Source organism: Budvicia aquatica DSM 5075 = ATCC 35567, assembly GCF_000427805.1.
Taxonomy (GTDB): domain Bacteria; phylum Pseudomonadota; class Gammaproteobacteria; order Enterobacterales; family Enterobacteriaceae; genus Budvicia; species Budvicia aquatica.
Genome location: NZ_ATYS01000005.1, coordinates 275,490 through 293,233, shown reverse-complemented (window position 1 = coordinate 293,233; position 17,744 = coordinate 275,490). Strand labels below are relative to the sequence as shown.

17 protein-coding genes and 1 pseudogene are annotated in these 17,744 nt (G+C 47.5%); 10 read left to right on the top strand and 8 right to left on the bottom strand.

Going from position 1 to position 17,744, the window contains the following annotated elements:
- Positions 1 to 130: 130 nt before the first annotated feature.
- From YWE_RS26610 to lysM, 3 genes and pseudogenes are all read left to right on the top strand, one after another.
- Positions 131 to 1,030, top strand: a pseudogene (locus tag YWE_RS26610) (MFS transporter); the annotation flags it as partial.
- Between the two features lie 171 nt (positions 1,031 to 1,201).
- A complete protein-coding gene (locus tag YWE_RS0104435; protein WP_029093429.1) occupies positions 1,202 to 2,497 on the top strand; it encodes a YidR family protein in 1,296 nt (431 codons plus the stop codon).
- 118 nt (positions 2,498 to 2,615) lie between these two features.
- Positions 2,616 to 3,059: a peptidoglycan-binding protein LysM gene (gene lysM, locus YWE_RS0104430; RefSeq protein ID WP_029093428.1), complete on the top strand. Its 444-nt coding sequence runs from the start codon at positions 2,616 to 2,618 to the stop codon at positions 3,057 to 3,059.
- A gap of 195 nt (positions 3,060 to 3,254) precedes the next feature.
- Here the strand turns inward: lysM and YWE_RS26605 are convergent, their stop codons facing one another.
- Positions 3,255 to 3,626 (bottom strand): YceK/YidQ family lipoprotein, encoded by a 372-nt coding sequence (locus YWE_RS26605; protein ID WP_071605823.1) that lies wholly within the window; start codon positions 3,624 to 3,626, stop codon positions 3,255 to 3,257.
- Positions 3,627 to 3,966: 340 nt separating this feature from the next.
- Here YWE_RS26605 and ibpA point away from each other — a divergent pair, with 340 nt between their 5' ends.
- Entirely contained in the window at positions 3,967 to 4,380 is a 414-nt protein-coding gene (ibpA, locus tag YWE_RS0104420; RefSeq protein ID WP_029093427.1) for a small heat shock chaperone IbpA, read from the top strand.
- A 90-nt stretch (positions 4,381 to 4,470) separates the two neighbouring features.
- Positions 4,471 to 4,920 carry a small heat shock chaperone IbpB gene (ibpB, locus tag YWE_RS0104415; protein WP_029093426.1) on the top strand — a complete coding sequence of 150 codons (450 nt, stop codon included), beginning with the start codon at positions 4,471 to 4,473 and terminating at the stop codon, positions 4,918 to 4,920.
- 83 nt (positions 4,921 to 5,003) lie between these two features.
- Here ibpB and YWE_RS0104410 read toward each other — a convergent pair whose 3' ends face one another.
- From YWE_RS0104410 to YWE_RS0104400, 3 genes are all read right to left on the bottom strand, one after another.
- Positions 5,004 to 6,254, bottom strand: coding sequence for a valine--pyruvate transaminase (locus YWE_RS0104410; RefSeq protein ID WP_029093425.1), 1,251 nt, complete (start codon positions 6,252 to 6,254; stop codon positions 5,004 to 5,006).
- A 306-nt stretch (positions 6,255 to 6,560) separates the two neighbouring features.
- The gene (gene ghrB / locus YWE_RS0104405) at positions 6,561 to 7,535 is read right to left on the bottom strand and encodes a glyoxylate/hydroxypyruvate reductase GhrB (RefSeq protein WP_029093424.1); all 975 of its coding nucleotides are present in this window, start codon (positions 7,533 to 7,535) and stop codon (positions 6,561 to 6,563) included.
- A gap of 130 nt (positions 7,536 to 7,665) precedes the next feature.
- The gene (locus YWE_RS0104400; protein WP_036014999.1) at positions 7,666 to 8,649 is read right to left on the bottom strand and encodes a GlxA family transcriptional regulator; all 984 of its coding nucleotides are present in this window, start codon (positions 8,647 to 8,649) and stop codon (positions 7,666 to 7,668) included.
- A gap of 151 nt (positions 8,650 to 8,800) precedes the next feature.
- On the opposite strand from YWE_RS0104400, the gene YWE_RS0104395 reads away from it, so the two are divergent.
- A complete protein-coding gene (locus YWE_RS0104395; protein WP_029093422.1) occupies positions 8,801 to 10,174 on the top strand; it encodes an MFS transporter in 1,374 nt (457 codons plus the stop codon).
- 111 nt (positions 10,175 to 10,285) lie between these two features.
- Positions 10,286 to 10,906 (top strand): cysteine hydrolase family protein, encoded by a 621-nt coding sequence (locus YWE_RS0104390; RefSeq protein ID WP_029093421.1) that lies wholly within the window; start codon positions 10,286 to 10,288, stop codon positions 10,904 to 10,906.
- A gap of 130 nt (positions 10,907 to 11,036) precedes the next feature.
- Here the strand turns inward: YWE_RS0104390 and YWE_RS0104385 are convergent, their stop codons facing one another.
- On the bottom strand, positions 11,037 to 11,696 hold the full coding sequence (locus tag YWE_RS0104385; protein WP_029093420.1) for an OmpA family lipoprotein: 660 nt from the start codon (positions 11,694 to 11,696) through the stop codon (positions 11,037 to 11,039).
- Between the two features lie 9 nt (positions 11,697 to 11,705).
- On the bottom strand, positions 11,706 to 11,984 hold the full coding sequence (locus YWE_RS0104380; RefSeq protein WP_029093419.1) for a glycine zipper 2TM domain-containing protein: 279 nt from the start codon (positions 11,982 to 11,984) through the stop codon (positions 11,706 to 11,708).
- Between the two features lie 340 nt (positions 11,985 to 12,324).
- Here YWE_RS0104380 and YWE_RS0104375 point away from each other — a divergent pair, with 340 nt between their 5' ends.
- Complete coding sequence (locus YWE_RS0104375; RefSeq protein WP_029093418.1) at positions 12,325 to 13,326, top strand: hypothetical protein; 1,002 nt, start codon at positions 12,325 to 12,327, stop codon at positions 13,324 to 13,326.
- 36 nt (positions 13,327 to 13,362) lie between these two features.
- On the opposite strand, the gene YWE_RS0104370 is transcribed toward YWE_RS0104375, so the two are convergent.
- Together YWE_RS0104370 and YWE_RS0104365 are read right to left on the bottom strand one after the other, a co-directional pair.
- Positions 13,363 to 13,818 carry an N-acetyltransferase gene (locus YWE_RS0104370; RefSeq protein WP_029093417.1) on the bottom strand — a complete coding sequence of 152 codons (456 nt, stop codon included), beginning with the start codon at positions 13,816 to 13,818 and terminating at the stop codon, positions 13,363 to 13,365.
- Positions 13,815 to 14,384 (bottom strand): DNA-3-methyladenine glycosylase I, encoded by a 570-nt coding sequence (locus YWE_RS0104365; protein ID WP_029093416.1) that lies wholly within the window; start codon positions 14,382 to 14,384, stop codon positions 13,815 to 13,817. Before YWE_RS0104365 ends, YWE_RS0104370 begins: the two co-directional genes overlap by 4 nt.
- Before the next feature lie 122 nt (positions 14,385 to 14,506).
- Here YWE_RS0104365 and glyQ point away from each other — a divergent pair, with 122 nt between their 5' ends.
- The gene (glyQ, locus tag YWE_RS0104360; RefSeq protein WP_029093415.1) at positions 14,507 to 15,430 is read left to right on the top strand and encodes a glycine--tRNA ligase subunit alpha; all 924 of its coding nucleotides are present in this window, start codon (positions 14,507 to 14,509) and stop codon (positions 15,428 to 15,430) included.
- Positions 15,431 to 15,439: 9 nt separating this feature from the next.
- Positions 15,440 to 17,509 (top strand): glycine--tRNA ligase subunit beta, encoded by a 2,070-nt coding sequence (glyS, locus tag YWE_RS0104355; protein ID WP_029093414.1) that lies wholly within the window; start codon positions 15,440 to 15,442, stop codon positions 17,507 to 17,509.
- Positions 17,510 to 17,744: the final 235 nt, after the last annotated feature.

Here is a 17,744-nt window from a genome sequence, read left to right as displayed (position 1 = left end):
TTCTATACACATATACATATTGATTGGGGTAGTTCTGAGTTGAATTAGATAGAATGGATATCTTCTGGATTGCAGGTATTAACTAGGTTTACTTGAGTTTTGGAGATTTGTGTTTAAGTAATGCAGGCGCCCTGAGCAAGAACGGGCCGGAGCCGTTGGGTTTTATACCTCCGGACAGTTTGTTGGGCTAGCATTCTTAACGCCGCTGCTGATTTGGATTCAGGAATTACTAAGCTGGCACTGGGTATTCTTTATTACCGGCGCTATTGGTATTGTCTGGGCGGCGGTGTGGCATTTTAATTACCAGAATCCAAGAAAAAGCAAAGGTATCAATAAGCAGGAACTGGAATATATTGAGTCCGGCGGCGGCATGGTTGATGGCGATGCATTTATCGAGAAGAAAGAGAAAGTTCAGTTTACCAAGTCTGACTGGAAATTGATTTTTCACCGTAAATTAATCGGTGTATATCTGGGGCAGTTTGCGATTACGTCTATGCTGTGGTTCTTTTTAACCTGGTTTCCTAACTACCTGACTCAGGAAAAGGGCATTGCAGCGCTGACTGCCGGTTTTATGACGACCGTTCCTTTTCTGGCCGCGTTTTTTGGCGTGCTGTTATCGGGTCAACTGGCCGATAAGCTGACGCGTAACGGTAAGTCTTTAGGTTTTGCTCGTAAAACGCCAATTATCTGTGGTCTGCTGCTTTCATCCTGCATTATGGGTGCTAACTACACCAACGATCCAATCTGGATTATGGTACTGATGGCATTAGCATTCTTTGGTAACGGTTTTGCCTCAATTACCTGGTCTCTGGTTTCTTCGTTGGCACCGGTACGCTTAATCGGCCTGACTGGCGGGGTGTTTAACTTTGTTGGCGGTCTGGGTGGTATTACTGTGCCTTTGATTGTGGGTTATTTAGCGCAGAATTACGGGTTTGCTCCTTCCCTGGTCTATATCTCATCGGTCGCTGTTCTCGGCGCTCTGTCCTACATTCTGTTGGTGGGCGAAGTGAAGAGAATTGAAGATCGCTAGTTATTAATACCAAAGGCCAGAGCTTACTCTGGCCTTTTGGCCTTTGTATCAACTCCGCGCTTCTGGTGACGAAAAAATTGAATAAGTTTTTTTTATAACCTTCCAGTGACAGTTCGGCTTTTATCTTGCAACATAAGGATTCGTATTGGCGAAAAGGTAGGAGCTCATCATATGCGCGAAACAGAAAAACAAATTACCTATACGCCCCGCAACCATCAGTTAACTAACGTTAACGTCTGGACCCCGGACAGCCAGTGGTTGATTTATGATGTCCGGCCAAGCGGTGCATCATTTACCGGTAAAACCATAGAGCGGGTGAATATCGATACGTGCGAAGTCGATATTATTTATCAGGCAGCGCAGGATACTTATGTCGGAGTGGCTACGGTAAGCCCGGTTGAACCTGTGCGTTATGCCTTTATTCATAGCCCCGATAATCCTGATGACCAGTGGCATTACGATTTTCATCATCGACGCGGTGTTATTGTTACCGAGCCTCTGCGCCGGCATGCTGTGACGCTGGATGCGATGGACATTACCCCACCTTTTACCCTCGGCGCATTGCGTGGCGGGTCTCACGTTCATGTTTTTAGCCCTGACGGTAGTCGCCTGAGCTTTACCTATAACGATCATCTGATGCATCAGCTTGGGGCTGAATTCGACCAGCGAAATGTCGGCGTTGCTGTCCCTCTGCATAATGTTGTGGTTGAGCCGCAGAATCCAAGAGAATACGGCGGTAGCCATTTTTGCGTCTTGGCCAGTTCTACGGTGACTGATCCTGAAGCCGGAAGCGATCAAATAAGCCGAGCTTATGAAGAGGGCTGGGTCGGCACTCAGGGATATCTTAAAGCCGATGGTTCAGTACAGCGTTGGGCATTGGCGTTTATCGGCAATACCAAAGCAGAAGATGGCAGCATGCTGCCAGAAGTGTTTATTGTTGACTTACCGGAGTCGCTGGCTGATTACGCAGTGGAAGGCGAATTACCGCTAAGTGGGACTGAAACCAGCTTACCTGCGCCTCCGGCGGGGGTAAAACAGCGCCGCCTGACGTATACCGGCGATCGTCGTTACCCCGGCGTGGTGACTTCGCCGCGCCACTGGATACGTAGTTCTCCGGATGGCAGCAAAATTGCATTTTTGATGAACGATGACTTTGATGTGGTTCAGGTCTGGCTGGTTTCTCCGTTAGGTGGCGATCTGATTCAAGTCACCAACGGTCAATATGGCGTTCAGTCGGCGTTTAGCTGGAGTCCGGATGGCCGTAGCCTGACCTTTATTATGGATAACAGCGTTGTGCTATGTGATGTTGCCAGTGGTGTCGTGAGCCGACTGACCGAAAAAACGGTTTCCCCACCCTTGCCTGATGCTGTGGTGTTTTCTCCGGATGGTCAGCATATTGCCTATATGCGTGAAGTTGATGATTTTACTCAAATATTCGTTACCGAGACCGAGGGTGAACTCATGTAAATTGGTAGGTTCTCCCATAAATTGACTATGATTATTGGGGGAGCTGCGTTGCTGAACCGTTTTGAACGGCTCGGCAACGTAAGCCATATTAACTATCACAGGGTTATTGGAGAGAACAATGGGGTTATTTAGCTTTGTTAAAGACGCGGGCGAAAAACTTTGGGATAGCGTGTCGGGCAGTAAGCCTGAAGATCAAAGTTCTAAGTTAAAACAGCATTTAGAGAAAGTCGGTTTACCTGGCGCAGACAAAGTCGACGTTAAGGTTGAAGATGGTACGGTTACCGTTGGTGGTGAAGCAGTAGACCAAGAGCTGAAAGAGAAAATTTTAGTAGTCTTAGGCAACGTAGCCGGTATTGGTAAAGTGCAGGATAATATTGCTGTAAGCCAGCCGTCAGAAGAAGGCAGTTTTTATACGGTGAAAAAAGGGGATACCCTGAGTGGAATTGCTAAAAGCCAATATGGCAATGCCAATCAATATATGAAGATTTTTGAAGCGAATAAGCCAATGTTAAGCCATCCGGACAAGATTTATCCGGGACAGGTTCTGCGTATTCCTAAGTAATATTTAGCGCTGGCTAAGCCAGTCTGTACCGACTAACCCGTCGCAGTCTTAATTGATTTCGGCGGGTTTTTTGTTATCTCACAGAGAGTCAGGGTACCGTTTAGGGAGAGTGCTTTAGGCGAGATACCTTTAACTAAGCCAGCCGGCCACCTAACAGGCGTGTTTGGTTATGTGGCATTTAATGGCCAGAGAGGGTTACTTTTTTCCCTTGTCTTTGGCTTTTGGTTTGGTATAGCCGGAACCGTTCATATGTCCTTTGGCCTGTTTTTCTTTTTCAGAAGCGGCAATCGTTTCTCTGGCGGATTTTCGTCCGTCGGTTGAACGGTAGTAGTCATAAGGTAGAAGAACCGTATCCAGGGCGGCGGAGAAGGGGAGATCAACCAATAACATGGTGCGCATCATCCAGCCATGTTCATCGTTTGAGGCCATTTCAATATCACGCGATGCGCCGGGATAGTAGCCTTCATAAGGGCCAGCGTGCGTCATAATGCTAGAACATCCGCTCAAAGTAAACATCGTCGAACAGGCATACAGAGGCAGTAATGAGCGCCTCACACTGTTTATCATTGAATGTCACCCACAAAGTACATAATCAGATCCTAAGGACTACTCACTATGAAGAGTAGTGTTATAGCACTCGGGCAGAAAAATTAGAATCATTACTGCTTGATTCTCATGCCTCTTCACTAAATCTAGTCATAAAATTTAATTTTGCTATTGAAATTTTTCAGTTAGCGCCCATTTAGTTAATGTGGGCAGTGAAGGGTTCCGCCGAAAGGGTTGCCAGCTCACATAAAAGCGTCTGTCCAATGATGGAAGACGATTATACCCTCTATTTTTCAGGTTTCCCGCAACTTGAATGATTTAGGGGTTATACCTACCTCGCTGATTATTTAGGAGGCGTTTAATGCGCAATTTTGATCTTTCCCCGTTATACCGTTCAGCCATTGGTTTCGATCGTATGCTGAATGCCATTGAGTCAGGCCAAAGCCACAGCAATGGAGGTTACCCTCCCTATAATGTTGAGTTAGTGGATGAACATCACTATCGCATTGCGATTGCCGTTGCCGGATTTGCTGAAAGTGAACTAGACATTACATCCCAGCCAAATTTGTTGATCGTGCGTGGCGCAAAACCAAGCCAGGAAAAAGAGAAAAGTTATTTATATCAGGGTATCGCTGAGCGTAACTTCGAACGTAAATTCCAACTGGCTGAAAATATTCAGGTAGAAGGTGCACATCTGGAAAACGGGCTGCTGTATATCGAGCTGGTACGGATTATTCCTGAAGAGTGCAAACCGCGCCGTATCGAAATTAAATAATTTTGTCATGCTGGCGCTTGGTGCCAGCGTAATAGAACCGCCTGCCGTAATGGGGGCTAACATCACTCGCTTCAAAGAAGGAGTTATATAATGCGTAACTATGATTTATCACCTTTATTTCGTCAGTGGATTGGTTTCGACAAGCTAGCTAATGCAATGCAAGGCAATGTTGATCCTCAGGGTTTTCCTCCTTACAACATTGAAAAAAGTGACGATAACCACTATCGGATCACGCTGGCCTTAGCCGGATTTAAACAAGACGAGTTGGAAATTGAAACGGAAGGTCCGCGTCTTACCGTGCGTGGTAATCCGACTCAGGTACAAAAAGACGTGAAGTATCTGCACCAAGGCTTGACCTGTAAGGCGTTTGAATTGAGCTTTACGCTGGCAGACCATATGCATGTTTCAGACGCTAAGTTTGATTTAGGCCTGTTGCATATTGATATCGTTCGCCATGTCCCGGAAGCGCTGCAGCCTCAGCGTATTGCGATTGGCTCAGGTAAGACTCCGGATGCCGGTGTACTGGAGCACCAGGCATAATTTCGCTTAAACCGAGATTATGATTAAAAAAAGAGGCCGTAGCTTTATCGCTACGGCCTCTTTTTAGTATGGATCTATCAGGGCTAACCTTCGCGATGTGCCCGCTCTAGCTCTTCAGCCAGAATAGCAATTCCCCGCTCAATCAGTTCCGGTTCAGGAACATAATTCATTCGCATACATTGCTGAGTATGGGGCCAGCTTTGCTCCAATCCGGGAAAGAAATAGTGCCCCGGAACCATCAGTACTCCGCGGGCTTTTAGCCGCTGGTACAGTGTCTGGCAACTGATGGGTAAATCTTTAAACCATAGCCAAAGGAAAATAGCGCCTTCAGGCTTATGAATAAGGCAGCGTTCAACCGGGATATAGCGACGGACAATGTCCATCGTTTGCTCAACCCGCTGTTGGTAGAACGGCCGAATAACCTGTTCTGAAAGTTTAAGCAGATCGCCGCGTTGGATCATCTCTAAAGCAATGGCTGGACCAATGCTGCCCGGAGACAGACTAATGATACCGTTCATATTGCTCAATGCCTGAATAGTCTCATCGTTGGCAATGACAATCCCGCAGCGGGTGCCCGGCAAGCCCAGCTTAGACAGGCTCATGCACAGGATAGTATTCGGGTTCCATAACGGCGTTGCCTGACTGAAAATAATGCCCGGGAACGGTACGCCATAGGCATTATCAATAATCAGCGGGATCCCTTTTTGGTTAGCGATAGCGTCTAAACGCATCACTTCTTCATCGGTTAAAACGTTACCGGTCGGGTTGGTCGGGCGGGAAACGCAGATCAGGCCAATATCATCACCGATATGCAGATGATCAAAGTCGACGTGATACTTAAACATGCCGTCAGGCAGTAGCTCGATAGTTGGCTTATAAGAAACCATCATATCGTCTTCCAGCCCGGTATCGGCGTAGCCAATATATTCCGGCGTCAGCGGGAATAGCACTTTCTTGACCTGCCCGTCCGGCTGGTGTCCGGCAAACAGATTAAATAGATAGAAAAAGGCGCTTTGGCTGCCGTTGGTCAGGGCAATATTTTTAGCTTCAATGGGCCAGCCTAATTCGTGACTTAGCAGTTCCGCCAGCGCAGTTAAAAAAGTGTTCTTACCCTGAGGGCCGTCGTAATTACACAATGCGTCGGTTAATTTTCCTTGCGCCAGCATCTCAGCACAGAGCTGAGTAAAATAATCCTGCATCGCTGGAATTTTTGCCGGGTTTCCGCCGCCAAGCATGATGGCACCGGGCGTTCTAAGCCCATCGTTCAAATCGCTCATTAACTGAGTGATACCGGAGAATTGGGTAAACTTATTGCCAAAAGATGAAAATGTCATGTTAACGCATTGATGTATTAAGCTGAAATGTAGAGTAACGATACCGACAGATAGCGGCGGGTGCAACGGGATAATAAAAAGGAGGTTTTGGCTAATTACGGGCTTATTTTTGTTTTGCGGAGAGATGTTCTGTGAAGGGCTTATCGACTGGAATAATTGTAATGATATTGGTTTTACTTTGATTTGATTATGCTAATCAAATCGGGGATATATTCATATTCCCGTTTACTGTTTTTTCACCTTTGAGGTGGTTACGCCGAGATTCAATTTAACGGGAGCCGTGAATCGGGCCCCCGTAGTCCGCTATTACTTGATAACCTGAGGGTTAACGCAGTTCTCTTTAATATTTCCGCTCAGCGCAGCGATTAAGTTATCTACGGCGCTCTCTGCCATAGCGTAGCGAGCTTCAAACGTGGCAGAGCCGATATGTGGAATAGCAACAACGTTAGGCATTGCCAACAAAGGAGAGCCGATATTAATCGGTTCTTGTTCAAACACGTCTAAACCGGCACCGGCAATTTTCTTTTGCTGTAATGCATCAATTAACGCTTTCTCATCAACGACCGGGCCACGGCCGGCATTAATAAAGAATGCTGATGGCTTCATCAGTGCAAAGCGTTGTGCGTTCATCAGGTGGTGAGTTTGATCTGTTAGCGGCAGAATCAGGCAGACAAAATCTGATTTAGCCAACAGGGAGTCTAACTCATGGTGAACGGCATTGAACCGCTGTTCAGCGTCAGGATTACGGCTGCGGGTATTGTAAATAATATCCATGCCAAAGCCGAAATGGGCGCGTTGAGCAAGGGCCATACCAATCCGGCCCATGCCGACAATTCCCATGGTTTTATGGTGAACATCGCTGCCAAACCAGTTTTCATCAACGCTGCCAGTCCATTCTCCGGACTTCACCCGCTCAGCGACGTTAACAATGCGGCGGGCGGTGGAAAGAACCAGAGCCATAATAGTATCGGCGACGGTTTCTGTCAGGGCGCCGGGGGTATGCATCAGCACAATTTTTCGCTGGGTCAAAGTATCAACGTCAAAGTTGTCATAACCGGCAGAAATAGTAGAAACGGCTTTGAGCTTAGGGCCGTTATCTAGCAGGTTTTTATCAACGGTGATACCTGAACCGACCATCCCTTCTGCCTCGCCCAGCGCTTTAATAAATGCCGGGCGGTTCTGGTCGGTAATACTGTCAAAGGCGGTAACGGTAAAGTGCTGCTCCAGCTTGGCATGGAGGTCCGCGGGAAGTGTCTTATAGGCGATGACCGATGGCTTCATTTCCTTTCCTCTGCGATTGAGATATGTGTTTTGAATCTAAAACAGTAGCACAACTTTAAGCATAAATAATGGGTTAGTTCAGCGATAAAGTTGGCGTAGAGTCAATCCCAAACTGGGGCAACAGTGACGCCTATTGGGATAGGCTCTTAATGCGAAATTGCCTGCGATATAATGACGGCGAAATATTGAGCGTTTTAGCAAAATGCTGACGTAATGACGTGGCGGAGCCAAAACCGGACTCCACGGCGATAGTTTCAACAGGCTGGCTGCCGGATTCCAGCATCCGCCGGGCCTTAGCAAGGCGCTGATCGAGTAACCATTGCATGACCGTTGTGCCGGTTATTTGGCGGATGTGGCGAGTAAACGTCCGACGGCTCATCATGGCCTTTTCTGCCAGGCTATCGATAGTGTGGGGGAGTTCAGGGTGCAGGGTTATCCATTGTAATAACTGAGACAAACGGTCGTCCTGACGGGATACTGGCAGCGGTTTATCAATGAACTGTGCCTGCCCGCCCTGCCGATGGGGGGCAACCACCATCTTGCGCGCGACCTGATTGGCGACTTCAGCCCCGCAGATCTGTCTGAGTAAGTGCAGGCAGCAGTCGATGGCTGCGGCAACGCCGGCGGAGGTGACGACATCACCCTGATCGATATAGAGCTGAGCGGCGTCAAGTCGCACCGCCGGATAGCGTTGAATAAAGGTATCGGCCCATTTCCAGTGTGTGGTAGCCAGTTTTCCATCCAGCAGGCCAGCTTCAGCCAATACAAAGGTACCCAGACATAAGCCAACAACTTTTGCTCCCCTTTGATGAGCAATCTTTAATGCTTCAATCAGCGGAGGAGGCACCGCGGCTTCAACGTTTTGCCATGAAGGCACGATAACAATCTGTGCCTGACTGAAATCTGCAATGGTATGTTGCGGGGTAATGCTAAATCCCATCGACGTTTTAATTTCCCCTTTTCTGGTGCCGCAAATCATCACCTTTAATCGTGGTGCACCGTCATCCTTATCACGACTGCTTTCAAATACCATCGAGGGAATGGAAAGGTGAAACGGATTGATACCGTCATAGGCAGCAACCGCAATAGTGACGATTTTTTCACATACAGCCATTGTTATCTCCATCGCAGACCATTAAATCAGACTAATGGCCCGATTCTATCTATAAAGGTCATTCGGGTCACTTTTTTGTTGGTCGATTAATCCGCAAAATTACCGCCAGAGAAACGTTATTGTCGAGAGTTCTTCGACGGGGAATGACCTTATGAAAGACATCGTGCGATCGCAAGCTGGTAATAATCAGGCTTCAAGAGCTTTATGGACATTGGCCGCCACCAGCTTTGGCTTTGTGGTTGTACAACTGGATGTCACCATCGTAAATGTGGCGATGCCGCAAATCGGTATCAGTATGGATTCTGATATGGCGGGTCTTCAATGGCTAGTAAATGCTTATACGTTAACCTTTGCCTCTTTTTTACTGACCGCGGGTACGCTGGGGGATTATTTTGGTAGCCGGCGCATATTTTGTTATGGATTAATCTTGTTTGGTTTCGCCTCTGCGGCCTGTGCCTTTGCACCTAACATACTGATACTCGTTATTGCCAGAGCACTACAAGGTATTGGCGCTGCGCTTATCTTTCCCACTTCACTTTCATTGCTTTCTCATGCCAGCGCGGGCGACGCGAATGCCCGTCATCATGCTATCGGATGGTGGAGCGCTATTGGGGGCGTCGTCAGTGCTATGGGACCGGTTATTGGCGGGGCGCTAACCGATTGGTTTGGCTGGCGGGCTATTTTTCTGGTCAATGTACCTATTTGCCTGTTCGGGCTGTGGGCTTGTCGGACTTATGTTTCTGAAACGGTAAAGGTGTCGTCCCGAAGATTCGATCTATCCGGTCAGATTCTGGCCGTATTGGCGTTGTTTTTTCTGACCCGGTCAATCATTGAGGCTGGCTCGCTGGGCTGGGATAACCGAATGGTTATATTGAGTTTTGCACTTGCCGCGATATTGGTCGTTGCCTTTATGGCTAACGAAATGCTGGTAACCGAGCCGATGCTGCCCTTGGGGTTATTTCGCCGTAAGAGGTTCACCGCCACCATTGTGCTCGGTGGGATCATGAATATGACATTTTATGGCTCAATCTTTGTGCTAAGTATTTATTTTCAGCGGGCCAGAGATTACACGCCGGTAATGGCCGGATTCGCACTTTTACCCTTTACTATCATTATGCTGGCTAATTTAATTAGTGCCCGGCTGTCTCTGCGATTTACCCCGAGAGTCACGGTATTAGTTGGCTTTATGCTGTCGGCATTCGCTTTTGTGATGTTATACGGTATTAATGCCACAACCACCTACTGGCAGATTCTTCCAGCATTGCTATTACTTGCCTTTGGCGCAGGTATTGGCACACCGACCCTGATTTCGATGATTATAGGGAGCGTTGAGCCTCAACGTTCGGCGACGGCATCGGCAATATTGAATACGGCGCGTCAGGTGGGGAGCGCAATAGGCGTTGCGGTATTTGGTTCATTTATCAGCGGCGAAGTTATTGATATTGCGACCGGTGCTGCCGGCGCTTTTGGCATTTCGGCCATACTCCGCTTTGTGGGGGCGTTAATTGCGATTTTCTGGCTATAAGGTTGGATGATGTTTTGGCCTGATACTTTCGTTAATGGTATTTCAGGCCACTTTTTTTACTTTCCGCAGATCTGCACAATAAAAACACTCAATAACGCACCGGATTAAATTATGCCAATATCACCTAAACGCGCCCTGATCGTGATTGATGTACAAAATGAGTATTTCATCGGAAGTTTACCCATTGAATATCCACCGACAGAACGGTCACTGAGTAATATTCTACTGGCCATGGATACGGCCAGTGCCAGCGGAATTCCGGTTGTTATCGTTCAGAACAGCGCCCCGGAGGAGTCACCAATCTTTGCTAAAGGCAGCGATGGTTGGGCGCTACACCCTTTAGTCGCCAGCCGTTCTTGTCAGCATTATGTTGAGAAAATGCTACCCAGCGCTTTTAGCGCCACGGATTTGATGGAATGGTTAACTGAACGTCAGATAGATACGCTAACCGTAGTGGGCTATATGACTCATAACTGTGATGCTTCAACGATTAATCATGCGGCCCATGCCGGGTTTAAGGTTGAGTTTTTGGCTGACGCCAGCGGGAGCCTTAGCTATAAGAATCAGGCCGGAAGTGCCAGTGCAGAAGAGATTCATCGGGTATTCAGCGTGGTGTTTCATTCCCGTTTCGCCAGCGTGGTGTCAACTAAAGAGTGGGTTGATGCGGTAAACGTCAATCAGGCCATTGAGCGGGATAGTATTTGGCGTTCTTATTGCCGGGCGCATATCTAGTACCCAGGCTTAGCGGTGAAAAATGAGCGATAACATAAAAAAGCCGAAGCGTTTTATCGCTTCGGCTTTTCAATATGATCCACGTATTTCAGCTTTCTGTTTTTTTAATTCACGTTATAGCGCCGCAGAATTACAGCGGGCTTAAGGTGATGGTGACCCGGCGGTTCTGTGCTTTGCCTTGCTCTGTGCTGTTAGAGGCTATTGGCTGGTCCGGACCTGCGCCCACGGTACGAATGCGGTTAGCGCCAACACCCTGAGTAATTAATGAGCTGGCTACGCTGTCAGCACGTTGCTGAGACAGATTCATATTCAGTGCCCGGGTACCGGTATTATCGGTATGACCAACGATATTTACCGCCGTTTTATTGTACTCTTTGAGTACCATAGCGACGCCAGTCAGCGTGTTTGCTCCGGCAGGTTTCAGCGTGCTGCTGCTGCTGTCGAAGGTCACATTGTTTGGCATATTCAAAATGATTTGATCGCCCTGGCGGGTTACGCTGACGCCCGTTCCGGACATTTTTTCACGTAACTTAGCTTCTTGTACGTCCATATAATAACCAGCACCACCGCCTAATGCGGCACCGGCCGCTGCACCAATCAGTGCACCTTTACCGCGGTCTTTTTTAGATGAAGACAGGGCTCCGATACCGGCGCCTACAGCGGCGCCAATTCCGGCACCAATACCTGCTTTTCCTGCTTCAGATTCACCGGTATAAGGGTTAGTGGTACAACCGGATACTGCCAACGTACCGCTAATAACCAGAGCGATGGCGATCATATGCTTTTTCATACTATTTCCTTACTGTTGCGAACCGGAACTACCCAAAGCAGCTCCGGAGGCTGCACCAACGGCTGCGCCAGCAGCAGCGCCAATCAGTGCGCCTTTCTTGTAATCTTTGTGTGAAGACGATAGTGCGCCAATGCCAGCTCCCACTACGGCACCAACGCCTGCCCCAACACCCACATTTCCGGCCTGATTACTTGACTGGGAATTTCCACCGTAGGGGTTTGAACAACCAGCCAGCGTCATCGCCGAGGCAGTAACAATGGTCATTACAGCAATAAATTTTTTCATCATAAAACCCTCATTCGTCGTCTGTCCGATAACGCAGATTAAAGACCAAATACGGCAGAATGGAAGTTCCTTTACACAAATTTTTCACTTGAGGTACAGTTCTTTAACAACGAAAAAATCGGTGGTTAATCCTCTCTGTACCCGTGTTTATGCGGCTATAAGCCATACTTCGGCACTGATTATAACAGCCCATCTAGGGAAAGTAGGGTAAATAATGCTGTTACCAGTTGTTTCTGCTGCTTTTGATGGGTTTCATCTCCCAATAAAAACGCTCTCTGTATCGGGTTTAATGTAATAGACTCAACGTCTATTTTCTGTTGATAAGCTATAGGGACATGGGTAAATGGAATTCATTAGGGTCAGACGCGTAATATTACCGTTGGCCACATTATTTTTGCTCGCCGGTTGTAAAGAACCCGAGATTCAGGGGACATGGAACGGATCGGACAGTAGCTTCAAACCCAGCGCTGTTGCGGCATTATTCTCCGGTGCACAAAAAGAACTTAACGGGCAAACGGTGTCTGTTTCTGGTCTGAGCGGGCCTGTCGGTAATAAAGTTTTTCAGGTAACGCTGGGTAGCAACGACACTTCTAAAGAGTGGGTAGAGACGGTTTTAGCTAAAACTCAGGAATATCAGGCATCATTCAACACCACCGTGACGGTGAATTTCATTGATGTCAATGATGTGACTGATGAAGATGAAAAGTCGATACTTGAGACCCTTAAACAGGTGGGTATGGGTCAGCAAGGCAGCTATTCGTCGCAAATAGATTGGGCAAGAACAGAGGTTCAGGTTTATACCCAGACGCTGAATATTCCCGGGGTAAAAAAGCCATATGGTGATAACACGGTTTATTGCCAGATTAAGGTGCCTTTAACTCAGGATTTGCCTGACTTGGTCATCAAAGGCCCATTGCCGAGAATGACCGAGGCCGATATTCCTGATGATAAACGCAGTCAGATGTCAAAAGAACAGCTGGCCCAGTTGATTGAAACCGAAAATGACTCTCGGGAATCTCTGAATATTGGCTTAAGGATGATGGAGCCGGACTACCCGAACCAAATCACGTTTAGTGATGAGTTTATGCGTCATATTCCATACAGCAGGCGCGCGTCTGAGGCCTATTATCTGGAAACCGACAGCATTACGATAGGCTTTGGCGCCATTCCTGATGCTAAGTCCGGTCCGATTAGCGGCAATGACTTAGGTGGCTTGCTGCACAGCCAATGTGAAAGCATCGTTAAAGAAAAGATGCCTGAGTTGGACGCAAAAAGAGCTAATTCATTAGGTTATAAAAATATCGGCAAACTAACGCTTAACCCAGAATGGAAGCCGGTGATTTAAATATCAGCCGTTCATCAGCCTGCAAGGACTCTCTTTTTAGGCTGATGAACTATACCCCGATAAATCTGCCATCCACTGCATAATTAATGTGATTTGATTGGTTTCAGGATGGGGCTGTTCACTGGCCGTGGTGAATCCCATTTTTTGATAAAAACTGACCGCAGTCAGGTTCTGCTGATAGACTTCCAGCAGTAGCTTAGGGTAGTGCTCTTGAGCTTGAGCCATCAGCGTCTTTCCCACTCCCTTTCCCTGTTCTGACTGTCGGACAAACAGCGCGCCAATAAATTGCTGCTCCATCACGCTGATAAATCCATCGATATCACCGCTGCGGCTATAAACCCAAGTTGTCGCATCAGGAATATAGACGTTGCGCACTAAGGGCTCGCTGTCCAGCCAATAGCTTTGGTCAATAAACGGATGGGCTTCAGTGGTGGTGGTTAACCACAGGCTCATCAGCGGTTCGAGATCCTGCGGTTGATAAAGACGAATCATTTAAGGTTATCCGGATGGCAGAAACATTCAATCATATGGTCATTGATTAACCCCATTGATTGCATATAGGCGTAACAGATAGTGGTGCCGACAAATTTAAAGCCGCGTTTTTTTAGCGCCTTGGCCATAGCATCTGATGCGGGCGTTGAGGTCGGAAACGTTTCCGGCGTTTTCAGCGAGTGGTGGTTAATCACCGGCTTGTTATCGACAAATGACCAAATAAATTCAGCAAAATCGTCGCCTTGTTCCTGCATAGCGAGGTAGGCTTTGGCATTATTTACAATAGCTTCCAGCTTACCTCTATGGCGGATTAATCCGGCGTTTAGCATCAGCGTATCGATATCTTCGGGCGTCATCGCTGCCACTTTTATCGGATCAAAGTGGTGGAAACACTGGCGATAGGTTTCGCGTTTTTTGAGTACGGTAATCCACGATAAGCCGGCCTGCTGGCCTTCAAGACAAATCTTTTCAAATAGCTTTTGCCCATCGTGAATAGGTTTACCCCACTCAGTATCATGGTAATCAATATAAAGAGGATCCTGATTTACCCAACTACAACGCTGCATTTTTTCACCCCGGTATGTAAGAAATCCTACGTCTAATATGGATTTGAGCTGTATATCTAGCCGTCTATAGGTATACTGATCCACTACATTTAAATCCACTTAATATCGCGTGCGGATCCAACATGCAGAAGTTCGATAATAAAACCTTTCAAGGATTAATCCTAACACTACAGGATTATTGGGCGCGTCAGGGCTGTACCATTATCCAACCATTGGATATGGAAGTCGGTGCCGGTACGTCACACCCGATTACCTGTTTACGGGCTTTAGGGCCTGAACCTATTGCAGCTGCTTATGTGCAGCCTTCTCGTCGTCCGACGGATGGCCGATATGGTGAAAACCCTAACCGCCTACAGCACTATTACCAGTTTCAGGTGATTATCAAACCCTCTCCGGACAATATTCAGGAGCTTTATTTAGGTTCCCTGAAAGAGTTGGGTGTGGATCCGACCATTCATGATATTCGCTTTGTTGAAGATAACTGGGAAAACCCAACGCTGGGTGCCTGGGGTCTTGGCTGGGAAGTTTGGCTGAACGGGATGGAAGTCACTCAGTTCACCTATTTCCAACAGGTTGGTGGCCTTGAGTGTAAACCGGTTACCGGTGAGATCACTTACGGGCTTGAGCGCTTAGCTATGTACATTCAGGGCGTAGACAGCGTTTACGATCTGGTATGGTGTGATGGCCCGCTGGGCAAAACCACTTACGGTGATATTTATCATCAAAATGAAGTGGAACAGTCGACCTATAACTTTGAATATGCTGACACTGACTTCTTGTTCACCTGCTTTGATCAGTATGAAAAAGAAGCCCAGAAGTTACTGGCATTAGAAACCCCGCTTCCTCTGCCTGCCTATGAGCGTATTTTAAAAGCGGCACACAGCTTCAACTTACTGGATGCCCGTAAAGCCATCTCTGTAACGGAGCGCCAGCGCTATATTCTGCGTATTCGTACGCTGACTAAAGGCGTGGCCGAAGCTTACTATGCTTCGCGTGAAGCATTAGGTTTCCCTATGTGTCACTCATCAGATAAGAAAAAGGTTTAAGAGGACGCCATGACTCAACAAACTTTCCTCGTGGAAATCGGCACGGAAGAGCTGCCACCGAAGGCGCTTCGTTCTCTTGCTGAATCTTTTGCTGCGAATTTCAAGGCTGAATTAGACAGCGCTAATTTGGTTTACGGTGGCGTTGAATGGTTTGCCGCGCCGCGTCGTCTGGCACTTAAAGTTGTCGGATTAAACGATTCTCAGCCCGATCGTGAAGTCGAAAAGCGCGGCCCTGCCGTATCTCAAGCATTTGATGCAGAAGGTAAACCAAGTAAAGCCGCCGAAGGTTGGGCGCGTGGCTGTGGTATTACCGTCGATCAGGCTGAACGTTTAGCTACCGATAAAGGCGAATGGCTTTTATACCGTGCTAACGTTAAAGGCCAGCCGGTTCAGGCTCTGCTTGCTGATTTAGTCGCTCAGTCACTGGCTAAACTGCCTATTCCAAAGCCAATGCGCTGGGGTGACAAAGAGACTCAGTTTATTCGACCTGTCCATACGGTGACTATGCTGTTTGGTAGCGAGCTGATTGCCGGAACTATTTTAGGTATTGAGTCTGCCCGCACCATTCGCGGCCATCGCTTTATGGGCGAGCAGGAATTCACTATTGATAATGCCGATCAGTACCCACAAATTCTGATTGAGCGCGGTAAGGTTATTGCTGATTACGACTCGCGTAAGTTACTGATCAAACGTGATGCAGAAGCCGCTGCCGAGAAGCTGGGCGGCGTGGCTGATATCAGTGATAGCCTGCTGGAAGAGGTGACGTCTCTGGTTGAATGGCCGGTGGTATTAACCGCGACCTTCGAAGAGAAGTTCTTGGCCGTGCCTTCTGAAGCGCTGGTGTACACCATGAAAGGGGATCAGAAGTATTTCCCGGTGTACGATAAGCAAGGCAACCTGATGCCGAACTTTATCTTTGTGACCAATATTGTCTCTAAAGATCCTCAGCAGATTATTTCCGGCAATGAAAAAGTTGTTCGCCCTCGTCTGGCTGATGCCGAATTTTTCTTCAAGACTGACCGCAAGCTCCGCCTGGAAGATCGTTTACCACGTTTAGATACCGTCCTGTTCCAACAGCAACTGGGTTCGCTGCGTGATAAAACCGATCGTATTGAAGCACTGGCGGGTTGGGTTGCCGGTCAGATCGGTGCAGACGTCAATAAAGCGACGCGTGCCGGCCTGCTGTCTAAATGCGATCTGATGACCAATATGGTGTTCGAATTCACCGATACTCAGGGCGTGATGGGCATGCACTATGCGCGCTTTGATGGTGAAGACGAAGAGGTTGCACTGGCCCTGAACGAGCAGTATATGCCGCGTTTTGCCGGTGATAACTTACCTGACTCATTGGTTTCTTGCTGTGTTGCTATTGCCGATAAGATGGATACCCTCGCGGGTATTTTTGGTATCGGTCAGCACCCTAAAGGCGATAAAGACCCGTTTGCCCTGCGCCGTGCGGCTCTTGGCGTGCTACGTATTATCGTTGAAAAGAATCTGCCATTAGATTTAACCACCTTAACCGAAGAAGCCGTTCGTCTGTATGGTGAGAAGCTGACTAATACCAAGGTTGTTGACGAGGTTGTTGAGTTTATGCTCGGCCGCTTCCGCGCATGGTATTTAGATGAAGGCTACAGCATCGACGTGATTCTGTCTGTTCTGGCCCGTCGCCCGACCAAGCCTGCTGACTTTGATGCCCGAGTTAAGGCGGTATCTCACTTCCGTACCCTGGCCGAATCATCTGCTTTGGCTGAGGCCAATAAGCGGGTAGCGAATATTCTGTCTAAGTCCGAAGATCGGCTGCATGATGCCATTAATGCCGCATTACTGAAAGAACCGGCAGAAGTTCGCTTGGCAACGCATATTGTTGTTCTGCGTGACAAGCTGGCGCCAATCTTTGCTGAAGGCCGCTATCAGGAAGGGTTAATGGAGCTGGCTGAACTGCATGAGCACATTAAAGCCTTCTTCGATCAGGTCATGGTTATGGACGAAGATGTTAACCTGCGGGTTAACCGTTTAACGTTGCTGAGTAAATTACGCGATCTGTTCTTGAAAGTGGCGGATATTTCTTTACTGCACTGATAGCGATATTTCTGCGTTATTTTAACCCTATTTAGAAGCCCACTTAGTGGGCTTTTTTTTATATTATGATAGGCCCGTTATTCATTCAATTACAGATGAATTAGTCGCTTTCTTGTTCCTCAAATTATTTAGGATGCAAATCTGGAATAATTAAATCCACTTATCGAATAACGGTGGGATATTGTAATTAAGTTATTATTATTTCTTTATATATCAATTCATTATTGTTTTTTAT